Below are 15,170 nucleotides of genomic sequence, written 5' to 3' on the forward strand. Positions count from 1 at the left end.
TGATCTGTCGAGCCGATGCCGCGACGAGGACGCCCCGGCAGCGTGTCGGAGGACCAGGGCGGTCGAGTGCGAGGAGGTCCGGGTGAGCGGATGGGCGGAGTCGGCGTCGGCGGTGGGCGTGATCGAGCCGGTACCGAGGAGGGAAGGCACCATGGCCCGTCGACTCCCGACCGTCGACGCGCTCGGGGTCGCCGACGGCGAGCGCTCGGACGACCCGCTGCGGGTCGCGGTCGTCGCCCCTCCCTGGCTGGAGCTGCCGCCCGATGCGTACGGCGGCGTGGAGTCGATGTGCAGCGACCTCGTGGACGCCCTCGTCCGGCGCGGCGTCGAGGTCACCCTCCTGGCCCCGGGGCAGCACGGGACCGCCGCGGCCTTCCGCCCGACCGGGCCGGTCGCCGACTCCCGGCTGATGGGCCAGGCCCTCCCCGAGGTGGTGCACGCGGCGCAGCTCCCCGAGCTGCTGGCCGACCTCGGCGTCGACGTGGTGCACGACAACACGCTCGCCGGCCCGCTAGTGGCCGCGGCGCACGGGCTGCCCACCGTGGTCACCGCGCACGGACCGGTGCAGGGCGACCTGGGGACGTACTACCGGACGCTGTCGGTGGGCGCGTCGCTCGTGGCGCTCTCGGACGCGCAGCGCGGGGATCTGCCGTCGGCGCACTGGGCGGCGACGGTGCCCAACGGGGTCCGCCCCGACCGGTTCCCGTTCCACGCGGAGAAGGGCGAGTACGCCCTCTTCCTCGGCCGCATGAGCCCGGACAAGGGCCCGGTGTCGGCCATCGACGCCGCCCGGGCCGCGGGCATCCCGCTGGTGATGGCGGCCAAGTGCCGCGAGGACTCCGAGGTGGCGTACTTCGACCGCGCCGTGGAGCCCCTCCTCGGCGGGGACGTGGAATGGATCGGCGAGGTCGGCGGCCGGCGCAAGCTCGACCTCCTCGCCGGCGCGCGCTGCCTGCTGTTCCCGATCGACTGGGAGGAGCCCTTCGGGATGGTGATGATCGAGGCCATGGCGTGCGGGACCCCCGTCGTCGCCCTGCGACGGGGCGCGGTGCCCGAGGTGGTCGACCACGGACGCACCGGGTGGGTGTGCGACCGGCCCGCGGAGCTGCCCGGGGCGCTGCTGCGCGCCCACGAGATCGACCCGCGGGACTGCCGCGCGGTCGTCGAGGGGCGGTACTCCGACGCGGCGCTCGCCGCCAACTACGAGCGGGTGTACCGCCGGGTCGCCGCGGGGCCCCAGGAGGTGGCACGGCCCGCCTCCTGACGCGGTCAGGCGCGGGCGGGCGGCGTCGGCGACGGCGTCAGGTGGGACGGCAGGCCGTGCACGTCCCACCCGTCCGCGTCGACCTCGAGCTCCAGCCGCGCTCCCGCCAGCGGCAGGCGACCGGCCCGGAACGGCAGCATCGCCGCCGGCAGCGCCGGCTGGAGCTCCAGCCGGCCGCGCCGGACGTCGGGGTGGAACCGCAGCAGGGTCCGCAGCAGCGAGACCGGCGTCGCCGCCGCCCACGCCTGCGGGGAGCACGACGTCGGGTAGGGCACCGGGGCCGGGAACTCGTCACGACCGAAGCCGCAGAACAGCTCGGGCAGCCGGCCACCGAAGGCGCGGGCCGCATCGAGGATCCCCAGCGCCACCTGCTGCGCCTCGGCCACGAAGCCGTAGCGCATGAGCCCGGCGGCCACCAGGGCGTTGTCGTGCGGCCACACCGACCCGGTGTGGTAGCCCATGGGGTTGTAGGCACCCATGTCCGATGCCAGCGTCCGCACGCCGAACCCGGTCCACATCGTCTCCCCCACCAGGCGACGGGCGACCTCCCCCGCTCGCTCCGGCGGCACGATCCCCGACCAGAGACAGTGGCCGATGTTGCTGGTCAGCGAGTCCACCGGACACTTCTCGCCGTCGAGGGCCAGCGCGTACCACCCGCGATCGGGCAACCAGAAGCGCTCGTCGAAGCGCTCGCGGAGCGCCTCGGCGCGCTGCCGATGGTCGGCCGCGGTCGCGGGGTCGTCGACCGCCTCCGCGAGCTCGGCACGGGCGCAGTGCGCCGCGTACACGTAGCCCTGCACCTCGGCCAGGGCGATCGGCGGCTCGGCGATCCGGCCGCCCGCGGTGGTGACCCCGTCGAACGAGTCCTTCCAGCCCTGGTTGACCAGCCCGCGGTCGGAGGCCCGCCGGTACTCCACGAAGCCGTCGCCGTCGCGGTCGCCGTAGTGCTCCACCCACGCCATCGCCCGGTCCGCCGCGGGCAGCAGCTCGCGGAGGTCCGCGTCCGCCAGACCCCACCGGTGCAGCTCGCCCAGCAGCACCACGAACAAAGGGGTGGCGTCCACCGTGCCGTAGTACGCGGACGACCCGACCCGGCCGACGCTCCCCTCCCGACCACAACGCACCTCGTGGACGATCCGGCCGGGCTCCTCCTCGGTGATCGGATCGACCTTCCTGCCCTGCAGGTCGGCGAGCATGCGCAACGTCCCCAGGGCGAGCTCCTGGTCCACCGGGAGCGCCATGAGGCTGGTGAGCAGCGAGTCACGGCCGAAGAGCGCCATGAACCACGGTGCGCCGGCCGCCACGACCCGACGGTCGGGGTGGGCGGGATCGGCGATCTGGAGCGCGCCGAGGTCCTCGGTGCTCGTGTGCAGGGTGGTCTCGAGCCCCGGGTCGGGCGTCTCGGCCACCGGCGCCGACAGTCGCCACCGGGCGATCCGTCGCGCGGCGTCGCCCTCCGGGCTCGCGTCGTCCGGCGCGGGCAGGGTGTCGTGCGGTCCGAGCGCGACCGTCACGGTCCAGCGGGTCCGCCACGTCGACCGGCCCGGGACGACGACCGTGTGCCGGAACGTCGTCCCCGCCGTCGCGGGGTCCCCGTCACCCACCACCCGCATCCGTGACCGCTGGGACGAGGACGCGAGCACGAAGGTCACCCCGAGCCCGTCGTCCTCCGTCGCGATCCGGGGCCGGGTGTCGACCCGGCTCTCCTTGACCTCGAACAGATCGGCGAAGTCGGCCTCCACCTCGAGCTCGACGGTCAGCCCGGCCGCCTCCGCGGCCAGGTTGCGGATGGTCACCTCCTCCACCATCCCGTCGCCGACGCTGCGGGTCCGCTCGACCAGGAGGGTGGCGTCCGCCCGCCCCGTCCGCGGCGGCGTGCGCCCGACGAAGCTGGCGCGGAACCGCTCGCACTCGACGACCCCGAGGGGCTCGACGGGGGCCCCGTCGATGCGCAGCCGCCACGCCGACACCACCCGGGTGTCGTCGACGAAGAGACCCTGGACCCCGCCCGGGTCCACGTCCCCGCCGACCGCGGACAGGCAGAAGGACGTCCCGGCGACGAGGGTCGTCGTGCCCCCGTCGCCGCTGACCCGCGGCGGGGCCTCGTTCGAGACACCGGTACCCGCCGCGGGCCGGGCGCCGTCCGGGGATCCGAGTCCGCCGTGTCCCGTCATGTGCGGGCGCGCCGTCGCGCCACCACGCGGTAGAGGCCGAGCACGATCAACGATCCGAGGAGGGCGAGCACCCATGTCCGGAGGTCGAAGAAGTCGCCGAGACCGGTCCCGAACAGGGCCTTGCCGATGAACCCGCCGAGGATGGCGCCGACGATCCCCAGCAGGCCGGTCACGACGACACCGCCGGGGTCGTCACCGGGCATGACCAGCTTGGCCAGCGCGCCGACCAGCAGTCCCAGCACGATCCACCCGAGAATTCCCATGATCGCTCCCTTGTCACGCTCTCGATCGCGCCTCCGCGTCGCCGGCGGGCCGGTCCCGACCGGGCGTGCCACGGAGGCGTCCACGATCAACCGCGCACGCACCGGCCGTCGCGGTCACGTCGGGTCGAGAACCCTCGGCCGCGCTCGTCCTGCCGTGCGAGACCGATCTCCGTCCGGTTTCGGACCGCGCGCGCGGCCACCACCCTCGGGCGGCGTGTTCCCTCCCGCGGGCCAGCCCTTCCTGGAGCAGGCACGCCAGCTCCAGGCCCTCTCGTTCGCCGCGCACATCCCGCTGGTGTGCTTCGGCATCGCCTTCCCGGTCCTCGTGCTGCTCCTCGAGGGGCTCCACCAGCGCACCGGCACCGTCGGGTACCGACGACTCGCCCGCCGCTGGAGCCGGGTGATGGCGGCGCTGTTCGCGGTCGGGGTCATCACCGGCACCGTCCTCAGCTTCGAGATGGCCCTGCTCTGGCCCGCCTTCACCGCGACCTTCGGGAGCGTCTTCGGCCTCGGGTTCGCCATCGAGGGCTTCTCGTTCTTCACCGAGGCGGTCTTCATCGGCATCTACCTCTACGGCTGGGACCGGCTCCGACCCCGCGCCCACCTCGCGAGCGGTGTCCCGATCGCGGTGGCGGGTCTGACCGGCTCGTTCATGGTCATCGCGGTCAACGCGTGGATGAACCATCCGGGGGGCTTCACGCTGCAGGACGGGCGGGTGGTCGACGTCCGGCCGGCCGAGGCGCTGTTCGCGAACCCGTACCTGTGGCACGAGTTCGTGCACATGTACGTCGCGGCGTTCGTCGTCACGGGGTTCGTCCTGGCGGCCGTCTACGCCGTGTCCCGACTACGCCACGGCGACCGGGCCCACGACCGACTGGCCCTGGCGGTCTCGGTGACGATCGCCTCCGTCGCGGCGCCCCTCCAGGTGCTCGTCGGCGACTGGGCCGGCCGGGCGGTGGCGCGGTACCAGCCGGTCAAGCTGGCGGCGCTCGAGGGCCTCGGGCAGTCCACCGCGGGCGCACCGGTCCACGTCCTCGGCTGGTACACCGGCGACCGGGTCGTCGGCGGGATCGCGCTACCGCGGCTGCTGTCGCTGCTGGCCTTCCACGACCCGAGCGCCCTCGTCATCGGGCTCGACGCCGTCCCGGCCGACCAGGTGCCCCCGGTCAACGTCGTCCGGGTGTCCTTCCAGGCGATGGTGGGCCTGGGGACGCTGCTGGCCGTGCTGGGAGCGTTCTCGCTGGTCGTCGTCGTGCGTCATCGGCGACTGCCCACGTCGCGGTGGTGGACGCGGGCCGTCGTCGTGGCCGGGCCGGCGTCGGTGGTGGCGCTCCTGTGCGGCTGGGTCGTCACCGAGGTCGGACGTCAGCCCTGGACCGTCTACGAGGTGATGCGCACCCCGCAGGCGGTGACCGCGGCGCCGGGGATCCCGGTGGGCTACGCGGTGCTCGGCGCGGTCTACGCCGGGGTCGGCGTCGCGGTGGTGTGGGTGCTACGCCGTCTGGCGGCCATGCCGCTCCCCGAGGAGGTCCGGGACGAACCGCCTCCTGGTGCACCGCTCACCTCCTCGAGCGCCGGCGCGCGGGGAGGCGGTCCGGCATGACCCTCGCCGAGCTCCCGCTGGTCATCGTCCTCGTCGGCCTCGCCGCCTACACCACGCTCGGCGGAGCGGACTTCGGCGCCGGGATGTGGCAGCTGACGGCCGGCCGGGGTCCGGCGGCCGAGCGACTGCGCGACCACGCCAACCATGCTCTGGCGCCGGTGTGGGAGGCCAACCATGTCTGGCTGGTCTTCGTCCTTACCGTGGCGTGGACGGCGTACCCGGTGCTGGTCGGCGCCGTCGCCAGCACCATGGTGGTGCCACTGTCCCTCGCTGCCCTCGGCGTCCTCGCCCGGGGCGCGGCCTACGCGTTGCACGCCGGCACCCGGACCCCGGGTGAGCGCCGGAGGGTCGACGCCGTCTTCGGAGCCGCCTCGGTACTGACCCCCTTCGCGCTCGGCGCCGTCGTCGGAGGCGTCGTCTCGATGCGGGTGCCCGTCGGCAATGCCGCCGGGGGGCTGTGGACCAGCTGGCTCAACCCGTCGTCGCTGACCATCGGGATGCTGGCCGTCGTGCTGTCGTCGTTCCTCGCCGCGGTCCACCTGGCCGCGGACGCCGGCCGCGTCGGCGCACCCGACCTCGAGCGACGCTTCCGCGCGCGGGCTCTCGCCAGTGGTGTCCTGGCCGGGGTGATCGCCCTCGGCGGCCTGGTCGTGCTGCGCGTCGACGCTCCCGTGGTCGGGGCGGGCCTGCTGCGCCCACCCGGGCTCGTGGCGCTGGTGCTGTCCGCCGGAGCGGGCCTCGCCACCCTCGGCCTGGTGGCAGCACGCCGGCACGGCGCGGCACGGCTCACGGCGACCCTGGCGGTGGCCGCCGTCGTCGCGGGCTGGGGTCTCGCCCAACGTCCTGTCCTGCTGCCGGGCCTGACCGTCGACCAGGCGGCCGCACCGGCTCCCACGCTCGTCGGGCTGCTCATCGCGGTGGCCGGCGGTGCGGTGGTGCTGGCCCCGTCGCTCGGCCTGCTGTTCACCCTGGTGCTGCGCGGCCGCTTCGATCCCGCGACCGCCACGCCGCCCGGGCACCCCGAGGCCACGCGGGACGTCCCGGCTCCCACCCGATCGCACACCCGGCGCTCCTCGGTGGCGGCCGTCGGCCTCCTCGTGGCCGGTACGGGGCTGCTGACCGTGGCCGAGTCGGGGCAGGCCCACGCCGTGGGCGTGGTCGTCCTCGCCGCCGCCGCGGCGACCGGGGTCGCGGCGGCCCGGCCGTGGTCGCTGGCCGGAGCCGACCCACCACGGCCGTGACACCGCCTCCGACCGGCGGAGCATCCCGCTGCGGCCCGCCCCGGGGCCCGCGGCGCTCGCGCGGCGGCCGCGGGATCGACCTAGGGTTGGCCACCGAAGTCACCCGAGGTCACGGTGGGAGCCCGACGAGCGAGGGGCGACGCCCTGTCGTCGTCCCCGTCGTCCCAGCCGTCCCCGGGGTCCAGCAGGCCAGAGAGGCGGTCCGTCAGTGTCCGAGATGTCCGAGCGGTCGGGGCTGAAGGTCGACGAGCAGCTGCGAGCCTTCGTCGAGGAGGAGCTGCTCGCCAAGGTCGAGCTCACCGGCGAGCAGTTCTGGTCGACCCTGGCCGGCCTGCAGGAGCGGTTCGCGCCCCGGATCGCGACGGCGCTCGCCGAGCGCGACCGTCTCCAGGACCGGATCGACGCCTGGCACGCCGAGCACGGTGCGGGCTCCCGCGACGACTACGAGAAGCTGCTGACCGACCTCGGCTACCTGGAGCCGGAGCCCTCGAGCGTCCCGACGATCGACGTCGACCGGGTCGACCCGGAGATCGCCGAGGTCCCCGGCCCGCAGCTGGTGGTGCCGTCCACCAACGCCCGGTTCTCGCTCAACGCCGCCAACGCCCGCTGGGGCTCGCTGTTCGACGCGTTCTACGGCACCGACGCGCTTCCCCAGGACCACGAGCTGGCGAAGGGGTACGACGAGCGCCGCGGCGCGCAGGTCATCGCGGCCGCCGACGAACTGCTCGACGAGCTGTTCCCGCTCGAGCGCGGCAGCCACGCCGACGTCACGGCGTACCGCCCGTCCACCGACGGGCTGGCGGCCGACACCCCGGACGGCGCGGTCGGTCTCGCCGACACGTCCGCGTTCGCCGGGTTCACCGCCCCGGACGCCGACGGCCGGGGCAACGTGCTGCTCGTCCGCCACGGCCTGCACGTCGACCTGGTGATCGACCCGGCCACCCAGGTGGGCCGACAGCACCACGCGGACGTCAGCGACGTCGTGCTCGAGTCGGCCGTCACCACGATCGTCGACCTCGAGGACTCGGTCGCGACGGTCGACGGCGAGGACAAGGCCCTGGCGTACCGCACGTGGCTCGGGCTGATGACCGGCGACCTGGTCGCGGAGTTCACCAAGGGCGGCGAGACCGTCACCCGGCGGGTCCACCCCGACCGCGAGTACACCGCCGCCGGGGCGAGCGCAGCGACGGGGAAGGGTTCCGACGGCTCGGCCCTGACGCTGCCGGGTCGCTCGCTGATGCTGGTCCGCACCTGCGGGCACCACATGACCACGAACGCGGTACTCACCGCGGACGGTGAGGAGGTCAACGAGGGCGTGCTCGACGCGCTCGTGTGCGCCGTCGCCGCCCTCTACGACCTGCGCGGGCTCGGACCGCACACCAACTCCCGCGCCGGCAGCGTCTATGTCGTCAAGCCCAAGCAGCACGGGCCGGACGAGGTCGCGCTGACCGTCGAGCTCTTCGCGGCGGTCGAGGAGGCCCTCGGCCTCGAGACGAACACGCTGAAGATCGGCATCATGGACGAGGAGAAGCGGACGACGGCCAACCTGTCGGCCTGCATCGGCGCGGCCGCGCACCGCGTCATCTTCGTCAACACCGGGTTCCTCGACCGGACCGGCGACGAGATCCACACCTGCTTCGCCGCCGGGCCGGTGCTGCGCAAGGGCGACATGAAGTCGACGACCTGGCTGCAGACCTACGAGGACCGCAACGTCGACGTCGCCCTCGCGGCCGGTTTCTCACACCGCGCGCAGGTCGGCAAGGGGATGTGGGCCAAGCCCGCCGCGATGGCCGAGATGCTCGAGCAGAAGATCGGGCACCCGAAGGCGGGCGCGAACACCGCCTGGGTGCCCTCGCCGACCGCGGCGACGCTGCACGCGCTGCACTACCTGCGCGTCGATGTGCACGCCGTCCAGTCCGAGCTCGCGCAGCGGCCGATGGCCGACCGCCGCAACCTGCTGGAGCTCCCGCTCTCCGACCCGAGCACGCTGTCCGAGGACGACGTGCGCCGGGAGCTGGAGACCAACGCCCAGTCGATCCTCGGCTACGTCGTGCGCTGGGTGGGCATGGGTATCGGCTGCTCGACGGTGCCCGACCTCGACGGGGTCGGGCTGATGGAGGACCGCGCGACGCTGCGGATCTCCAGCCAGCTGATCGCGAACTGGCTCGAGCACGGCGTCGTCGACGCCGACACGGTGCGCGAGACGTTCGCGCGGATGGCGGCTCTGGTCGACGAGCAGAACGAGGGCCAGGACGGGTACCCCCCGATGGCACCGGACCTGGAGAACAGCGAGTCGTTCCAGGCCGCCCTCGAGCTGGTCTTCACCGGCGGGAGCGAGCCGAACGGCTACACCGAGCGCGCTCTCACCCAGTGGCGGCGGAAGGCCAAGACGACCGCCTGAACCGGGCTCCCCCGCCTCGCCGCCCGCGCGCGGGGAGAGCAGGATGCGGCGCCATGACGGTGGCACTGGTGCACGGCAACCCGGAGAGCGCGGCCCTGTGGGACCCGCTCGTCGCCGAGCTGGCCCGCGCGGGCGTCGAGGACGTCGTCCGGCTCTCCCCGCCCGGGTTCGGCGTGCCCCTGCCGACCGGCTTCCCGGCCACCGTCACGGCCTACCGGGACTGGCTGATCGGCGAGCTCGAGCGGTTCGACCGGCCCGTCGACCTCCTGGGGCACGACTGGGGCGGGGGCCACGTCGTCACCGCGCTCATGGCGCGCCCGGAGCTGGTCCGCAGCTGGGCCAGCGACGCGCTGAGCCTCTTCGAACCGGACTACGTGTGGCACGACCTCGCACAGATCTGGCAGACACCGGACGACGGCGAGGCCCAGCTCGCCGAGATGTTCGGCGGGACCCCCGCGCAGCGGGCCGCCCAGATGGAGCAGCTCGGCGTGGGCCACGCCGAGGCCCTCCAGATCGCCGGTGTCCAGGGGCCGGAGATGACGCGGGCGATCCTCGCGCTCTACCGCTCGGCCGCCCAACCGGCCATGGCCGAGCTCGGGAAGGACCTCCCGACCCTGGCCACCCGCCCGGGCCTCGCGCTTCTCGCCACCGCCGACCCCTACGGCGGCTCCGAGGAGCTCCGTCGACGCGCCGCGGAGCGCGCCGGCGCCGAGGTCGCCGTGCTCGACGGGCTGGGTCACTGGTGGATGGCCGAGGACCCGGCCCGCGCGGCGCGGGTGCTCACCGCCTTCTGGCGCGCGCGGGCCTGGAGCGCCTGACCCACACCGGCCGGTCCCACCCCATCCCCCACGACGTCCGGCCGTCACGTGTCAACGCGGGGCAAAGCACGCGTTGTGAGCGGAACTGCCTGGCCGATAGCCTTCGTGGGTGGCGACCACGGCGGTGGATTTACTGTCCGTGCTGCCGGACGCTCTGGCCCTCACCGCGGGCGCCGACCACGTCGTCGAGTGGCTGAGCCCGCGCGGGGAGCAGCTCTTCGGGGTCGCGGTCCGACGGGGCCACCCGATCCGCGACGCCCTTCCCGCAGGCGATCTCCTCGGCGCTCTCGACGACGCCTTCCGCAGCGGCGAGACGACGGTCGTGCCCCGTGGGGTGCTGTCGTCCGTCGTGGACGAGACGCCGAGCGGGCCGGAGTTCGGAGTCAGCTGCTCGCCGGTCGGCGACGGGCCCCGTCGGATCTCCGGCCTCCTGGTGCGGGTGCTGACCGACGGCCCCGACGACGACGCACGATCGAGAGCACGTGCGCGGGAGTTCCAGCACCTGACCGAGCAGCTCTCCAGCGCCGCGACGCCGGCGGACATCGGCCGGCTCACGGCCACCTCCGCGGCCACGTTGATCGGCGCCGACGCGTGCGCGGTCTACGCCCGTGCCGAGGGGGCTCAGGTGGTCGAGTCGCTGCACCACGAGGGCTGGCCCGAGGACGTGGTCGAGCGCTTCCGCCGGCTGACCCTGGAGCGCGGCCGGCCGTTGTCGGATGCGGTCCTGACCGGTCGCCCGGTCTGGCTCGAGAACGCTGAGCAGTGGAGGAGCTGCTACCCGGAGATGGCCCCGGTGGGCGTCGCCGGGGGTCACCAGGCCAGCGCCTGCCTTCCGCTGCGGGTGGAGGACCGCGAGCTCGGTGCGGCCGTGTTCAGCTTCTACCGATCTCGGGCCTTCGACCTCGCCGAGCGGGAGTTCCTGCTCGCCGTCGCCTCGCTGTGCGCGCAGGCCCTCGACCGCGCACGGCTCTACGCTGCCGAGCGCGAGGCGCGCGCCGCCGCCGAGCGCGAGCGGGACCGCATGTCCTTCCTGGCCCGGACGAGCCAGCTGATGGAGGCGCCGCTCTCGCTGGAGGAACGGCTGCGCCAGCTCGCCGACCTCGCCGTGACGGGGATCGCCGACTGGTCCGCCGTGCACCTGGTGCGCGGCAGCCAGGTGGAGCGGGTGGCCGTGGCCCACCTCGACCCGGCCAAGGTCGCTTTCGTCGAGGAGCTGGAGCGGCGGTACCCCCCGAGCCCGGACGCCCCCGGCGGCGCTCTCGAGGTGGCCCGTACCGGGGTCGCGGTGGTCATGTCGGAGGTGCCCGACGAGCTGCTCGTCGCGTCTGCGCAGGACGAGACACATCTCGAACTGATACGGGCGATCGGACTGCGTTCCGCGATCGTGGTGCCGCTGCTGACGCGCGGGCGCTGCCTCGGGGCGTTGACCCTGGTGCACGCGGAATCGGGGGAACGCTTCACCGACGATGACCTGACGTTCGTCGGCCAGCTCGCCACCACCGCCGCGCTCGCCCTCGACAATGCCGCCCTCTACGAACGGCAGCGCACGGTGGCCCGCACCCTCCAGGCAGCTCTCCTGCCCGCCGAGCTTCCTCACGTGCCCGGCGTGCAATTCGCCGGTCGTTACCGTCCACCGAGCCCCGAGCTGACCGACGTCTACGTCGGAGGGGACATCTACGACATCCACGAGGACTGCGAACGCGGCCGGTGGGCGCTCACGGTCGCCGATGTCTGCGGCAAGGGCCCGCAGGCCGCGGCCCTGACCGCGCTGATCCGGCACACGATCCACGCCGAGGTCGGGCACGGGTTCTCACCGGCGGGCGTCCTGCGGCGGGTCAACGCGGCGATGCTGCGCCATTGCGGGGGCTCCCGGGCCCGCTTCGCCACGATGGTCCACGGGGCGCTGACGGTGGGCCCGGGCGGCGTCGGGGTGACACTGGTCAACGGTGGGCATCCGCCCGGACTCGTCCTGCGGGGCGACCGGGTCGAGTCGATCGTCGTCCCCGGAACGCTCGTCGGGGTCTACCCCGACCTGAGCCTCGCCGAGGTCGAGGTCCACCTCGGGCCGCGGGACACCCTGCTGCTCTACACCGACGGCGTCACCGAGGCCCGCGGTCGGGACGGGTTCTTCGGGTCCGCGCGGCTCGAGGCCGTCCTGGCCTCCTTCTCCGGCGAGTCGGCCGACGTCATCGCCGATGGCATCCTCGCGCACGTGTCGGACTTCCAGGACGGTCGCCTCCGTGACGACGTCGCTCTCCTCGCGGTCCAGGTGGAGCCATGACCGCCCCGGGTGACTCGGCGCCGTCCGAGACCTCCGATGGTCTGCGGGTGACCCGCTCGTGGGAGTCCGACCGTCTGGTCCTGGTCCTGCGCGGTGATCTGGACATGGACACGCTCGCGATCGCGCAGCAGGAGGTGACCGCCGCCGAGGGCCAGGCACCGCCGGTGCTCGTCCTCGACCTCTCGCAGCTGGCGTTCGTCGACTCCTCCGGGGTCCGGCTGGTGCTGCTGGCCCAGCAGGAAGCCGACGACACGAGCCGTCGTTTCGCCGTGCGCCTCGGGCACGGGTCCACCCGACGCCTCTTCGACATGCTCGGGATCACCGCCCGCCTCGAGGTCCTCGACGACGGGGAGGTCTCGTCCCCGTGACCGGCGCTCCCCATCGGTCTCCCGCGACCACGGCGGGCCCGGATCCTTTCCGTCACCTCGGCGTGGTCCACCACGGTGTCGAGGAGCTCCTCGACGCCCTCGCCCCGCTGCTTCGCGCCGCCGTGACACGCGGCGACCTCGTCTGGGCCGCCGTCGACGAGGCGGCCCGCGACGCCCTGGAGCGTCGCCTCGGCTCCGCGGCCCTCGGAATCCTCTGGGGCGAGCCCGGCCAGCCCTACAGCTACAGCGCACAGACGACGGCCGCGCGCCGGGCGGATCGGCTGCGCACCATGATCGGAGACGGCCGAGCAGGCGTGATCCTCTGCGACGCCGCGACCGTGGGCGGTCCCGACGCGGACGTGTTCGCGGCGGAGTGCTGGAGTGGCGTCGACGCCAGTTGCAATCTCGCCCTGACCTGCCTACCGGTCACGCTGATCTGCCTCTGCGACGCCGCACGTACCTCCGACGACACCGAGCGATTCCTCCGATGGAACCACCCCGAGCTCGTCGTCGGCGCCACCGTGTGCCCCAACCCGCGCTACCGGGACCCCGCCGACGTCCTCGCCTCGCTCCCCGCGCCGCCTGCGCCTGCTCTGGGGCCCCCCAGCCAGGAACAGTCGTTCGCGAACGGCACCGCCACGCTGCGCGGCATCCGGGCCTGGACGAAGCGGCACGGGCTCGAGGCCGGCCTCGACCCCGAGCGCACCGAGGGGCTCGTCCTCGCCGTCTGTGAACTGGTCAGCAACAGCATCGAACACGGAGCCGGACACGGCACGCTCTCCTGGTGGGTTCGGCCGGGTCGGGTCGTCGCCCAGATCGACGATCCCGGACAGATGAGCACGACCACGCCCGGGCTACGTCGGCCCGACGTGCTCTCCGTGCGCGGGCGGGGTGTCTGGATGGCCCGCCAGCTCTGCGACCTCGTGCACCTCTGGACCACCGTCGGCGGCACCCACGCCCGCCTCGAGATCGGGGCCTGACCGACCGCGGGTGCCTCCTGGCCCGGCATCGTCGTCCGGCCCGAGCGTCGTCGTCCGAGCGGTGGTCGCACCGGGTCACGGGGTGGGCGGGCCCCCGCGGCCGCGGGTGGCTTCGCCCACGAGCCACTCGGCCACCGCGTGCAGCTTGAGGTTGGTCTGCTGGCTGGAACGCGACAGCATGGCGAAGGCCTGCTCCTCGGAGAGGGTGAACCGTTCGATGAGGATGCCCTTGGCCTGACCGATCACATCGCGGCTGCGCAGCGCGATGTCGAGCCCGGCGGCACGTTGGGTGCCGTGCAGGGCGATCGCGGCGTGTGACGCGAACAGCGACGCGATGTTCAGCGAAGACTCGTCGAAGGCGTGAGCGGTGTCGGCGTAGAGGTTCAGCGCGCCGGCGCTGCCTTCCTGTGCGAACAACTGGAACGAGCACATCGCGGCCACGCCGCGTTCGAGCGCGGCCGGGGCGAACCGGGGCCAGCGCTGCTCCCCGGTGGCGGCCATGTCCTCCACCAGCACCCGCTCCTCGTCGAAGATCGAGTCACGGCACGGCCCCTCACCCAGGCTGTCCTGCAACCCGTCGAGCTCGGCGACCACGGCGTCGCTGGGCGCGTAGGAGGTCACGGTGCCGCGGCGTTCGACCAGCGACACCCCGGCCCGGCCGACGTGCGGGACCGTGGACAGCGCCCCGGCGACGATCAGCCCGAGGAGGTGCTCGATGTCGCCATCCCGGGTGAGTAGTTCACGAGCCGCGGTGTCCAGGACCTCGGCGAGCCGGGCGCCGACCCGCTCGGCCACGGGTAGGTCGCGGTCGTCGGAACGCAGCGGTCCGTCCTCGTCGGCGGTCACGACCCTCACTGTCCCACCATGTCACCGGCCCACCCACCCGTCAGGACCAGCTGGGGGGCGAGATCGCCGTCGGCGCCGCGTACCGCCCGGTCCGCAGACGCTCGAGTCGACCCGCCTCGACCGGATTTCGACCGCGCCTATCACGAATTGTGCGCCACGAATGCACTACCCGTATCCGATCAGCGAACCAGCTGCCCCACGGGCGCAATCGAGATCGGGCGGGGCGCCGTCGGGATCGATCCCGGTTGCGCGGCCCCACGAAGCTGCGCAGACTGAAAATGTGCAGGAGTCTTCTCCGAAGATCATCCTGAACGATCGATCGAACGCCCACGGAATCGTCGCCGGCGTCGAGCAGATACGCCACGCTGCTCGACGGTTTCGGCGGAACTGTGGCGATGACGTCCGTCTGCTTGAGCACCAGGCAGGAGATCCATGCCCGACCCCCTGACCCGTGACCCCGACCCACCGGAGAGCGATGCGAGGCCTTCGTCCCTCGGTCTCGCGCGCGCCGAGGTCTCAGGGCCCGTGCTCGCGTGCGCCCTCGAGCTCATCGCCGCCGGGCACCCCCTGAGCCTCCTCCCGGACGCCCCCACGACGGAGCCGGCGATGGACGCCGAGAAGGGCCTGCGGCTGTGGGGCTACCTGGGCACGCTCAACGCCCGGACCGCCGAGACCGTCCTGACCGCCGCCACCCGCTCGGCGTCGGGGACCTACCACCTCGACATCCGCGGCCTGGACACGTTCTCCCTGCTGGCGTGGCCGGCCATCCAACGCGGCACCCGCGACTTCCGCCGGCACGGGGGCCACCTGCAGGTCGGCGTCGGCGAGGGCACCCGCGAGCTCTCCCGTGGCTTCCTGGGCGGACTGGGCTTCGTCGACCTCGAGCTCGTCCTCACGTGACCCGCTCGCGCGGGATCGACCGACGGGCAGC

Annotated in this window: 12 protein-coding genes; 9 read left to right on the forward strand and 3 right to left on the reverse strand. The window is 73.7% G+C overall.

Going from position 1 to position 15,170, the window contains the following annotated elements; genetic code table 11:
• Positions 1-151: 151 nt before the first annotated feature.
• On the forward strand, positions 152-1,264 hold the full coding sequence (locus tag HH311_RS00965; protein ID WP_169181725.1) for a glycosyltransferase family 4 protein: 1,113 nt from the start codon (positions 152-154) through the stop codon (positions 1,262-1,264).
• A gap of 5 nt (positions 1,265-1,269) precedes the next feature.
• On the opposite strand, the gene HH311_RS00970 is transcribed toward HH311_RS00965, so the two are convergent.
• Both HH311_RS00970 and HH311_RS00975 read right to left on the reverse strand, forming a co-directional pair.
• The gene (locus tag HH311_RS00970) at positions 1,270-3,438 is read right to left on the reverse strand and encodes an amylo-alpha-1,6-glucosidase (protein ID WP_169181726.1); all 2,169 of its coding nucleotides are present in this window, start codon (positions 3,436-3,438) and stop codon (positions 1,270-1,272) included.
• The gene (locus HH311_RS00975; protein ID WP_169181727.1) at positions 3,435-3,701 is read right to left on the reverse strand and encodes a GlsB/YeaQ/YmgE family stress response membrane protein; all 267 of its coding nucleotides are present in this window, start codon (positions 3,699-3,701) and stop codon (positions 3,435-3,437) included. Before HH311_RS00975 ends, HH311_RS00970 begins: the two co-directional genes overlap by 4 nt.
• Positions 3,702-3,915: 214 nt before the next feature.
• On the opposite strand from HH311_RS00975, the gene HH311_RS00980 reads away from it, so the two are divergent.
• From HH311_RS00980 to HH311_RS01010, 7 genes are all read left to right on the forward strand, one after another.
• Complete coding sequence (locus HH311_RS00980; RefSeq protein ID WP_211189458.1) at positions 3,916-5,304, forward strand: cytochrome ubiquinol oxidase subunit I; 1,389 nt, start codon at positions 3,916-3,918, stop codon at positions 5,302-5,304.
• On the forward strand, positions 5,301-6,545 hold the full coding sequence (locus HH311_RS00985) for a cytochrome d ubiquinol oxidase subunit II (protein ID WP_211189459.1): 1,245 nt from the start codon (positions 5,301-5,303) through the stop codon (positions 6,543-6,545). Before HH311_RS00980 ends, HH311_RS00985 begins: the two co-directional genes overlap by 4 nt.
• 217 nt (positions 6,546-6,762) lie before the next feature.
• Positions 6,763-8,946, forward strand: a complete 2,184-nt coding sequence (locus HH311_RS00990; RefSeq protein WP_169182570.1) for a malate synthase G — start codon at positions 6,763-6,765, stop codon at positions 8,944-8,946.
• Positions 8,947-8,999: 53 nt separating this feature from the next.
• Positions 9,000-9,764, forward strand: a complete 765-nt coding sequence (locus HH311_RS00995) for an alpha/beta fold hydrolase (RefSeq protein WP_169181729.1) — start codon at positions 9,000-9,002, stop codon at positions 9,762-9,764.
• A gap of 109 nt (positions 9,765-9,873) precedes the next feature.
• Positions 9,874-12,045 carry a SpoIIE family protein phosphatase gene (locus HH311_RS01000; protein ID WP_169181730.1) on the forward strand — a complete coding sequence of 724 codons (2,172 nt, stop codon included), beginning with the start codon at positions 9,874-9,876 and terminating at the stop codon, positions 12,043-12,045.
• Positions 12,042-12,413 (forward strand): STAS domain-containing protein, encoded by a 372-nt coding sequence (locus tag HH311_RS01005; RefSeq protein ID WP_169181731.1) that lies wholly within the window; start codon positions 12,042-12,044, stop codon positions 12,411-12,413. The genes HH311_RS01000 and HH311_RS01005 overlap by 4 nt, the downstream gene beginning before the upstream one ends.
• A 62-nt stretch (positions 12,414-12,475) precedes the next feature.
• Entirely contained in the window at positions 12,476-13,393 is a 918-nt protein-coding gene (locus tag HH311_RS01010; protein ID WP_169181732.1) for an ATP-binding protein, read from the forward strand.
• A 75-nt stretch (positions 13,394-13,468) separates the two neighbouring features.
• On the opposite strand, the gene HH311_RS01015 is transcribed toward HH311_RS01010, so the two are convergent.
• On the reverse strand, positions 13,469-14,239 hold the full coding sequence (locus HH311_RS01015; RefSeq protein ID WP_312029860.1) for a GAF and ANTAR domain-containing protein: 771 nt from the start codon (positions 14,237-14,239) through the stop codon (positions 13,469-13,471).
• Positions 14,240-14,671: 432 nt separating this feature from the next.
• Here HH311_RS01015 and HH311_RS01020 point away from each other — a divergent pair, with 432 nt between their 5' ends.
• Positions 14,672-15,139: a hypothetical protein gene (locus HH311_RS01020; protein WP_169181733.1), complete on the forward strand. Its 468-nt coding sequence runs from the start codon at positions 14,672-14,674 to the stop codon at positions 15,137-15,139.
• Positions 15,140-15,170 lie beyond the last annotated feature (31 nt).

It is taken from the genome of Actinomycetospora sp. TBRC 11914 (assembly GCF_012933465.1).
In the GTDB taxonomy this organism is placed as follows: Bacteria; Actinomycetota; Actinomycetes; order Mycobacteriales; family Pseudonocardiaceae; genus Actinomycetospora.

Excerpts from the sequence above, each read along its gene's own strand:
- HH311_RS00965 (WP_169181725.1), top strand. The coding sequence starts at position 152 with ATGGCCCGTCGACTCCCGACCGTCGACGCGCTCGGGGTCGCCGACGGC.
- HH311_RS00970 (WP_169181726.1), bottom strand. The coding sequence starts at position 3,438 with ATGACGGGACACGGCGGACTCGGATCCCCGGACGGCGCCCGGCCCGCG.
- HH311_RS00975 (WP_169181727.1), bottom strand. The coding sequence starts at position 3,701 with ATGGGAATTCTCGGGTGGATCGTGCTGGGACTGCTGGTCGGCGCGCTG.
- HH311_RS00985 (WP_211189459.1), top strand. The coding sequence starts at position 5,301 with ATGACCCTCGCCGAGCTCCCGCTGGTCATCGTCCTCGTCGGCCTCGCC.
- HH311_RS00990 (WP_169182570.1), top strand. The coding sequence starts at position 6,763 with ATGTCCGAGCGGTCGGGGCTGAAGGTCGACGAGCAGCTGCGAGCCTTC.
- HH311_RS00995 (WP_169181729.1), top strand. The coding sequence starts at position 9,000 with ATGACGGTGGCACTGGTGCACGGCAACCCGGAGAGCGCGGCCCTGTGG.
- HH311_RS01005 (WP_169181731.1), top strand. The coding sequence starts at position 12,042 with ATGACCGCCCCGGGTGACTCGGCGCCGTCCGAGACCTCCGATGGTCTG.
- HH311_RS01020 (WP_169181733.1), top strand. The coding sequence starts at position 14,672 with ATGCCCGACCCCCTGACCCGTGACCCCGACCCACCGGAGAGCGATGCG.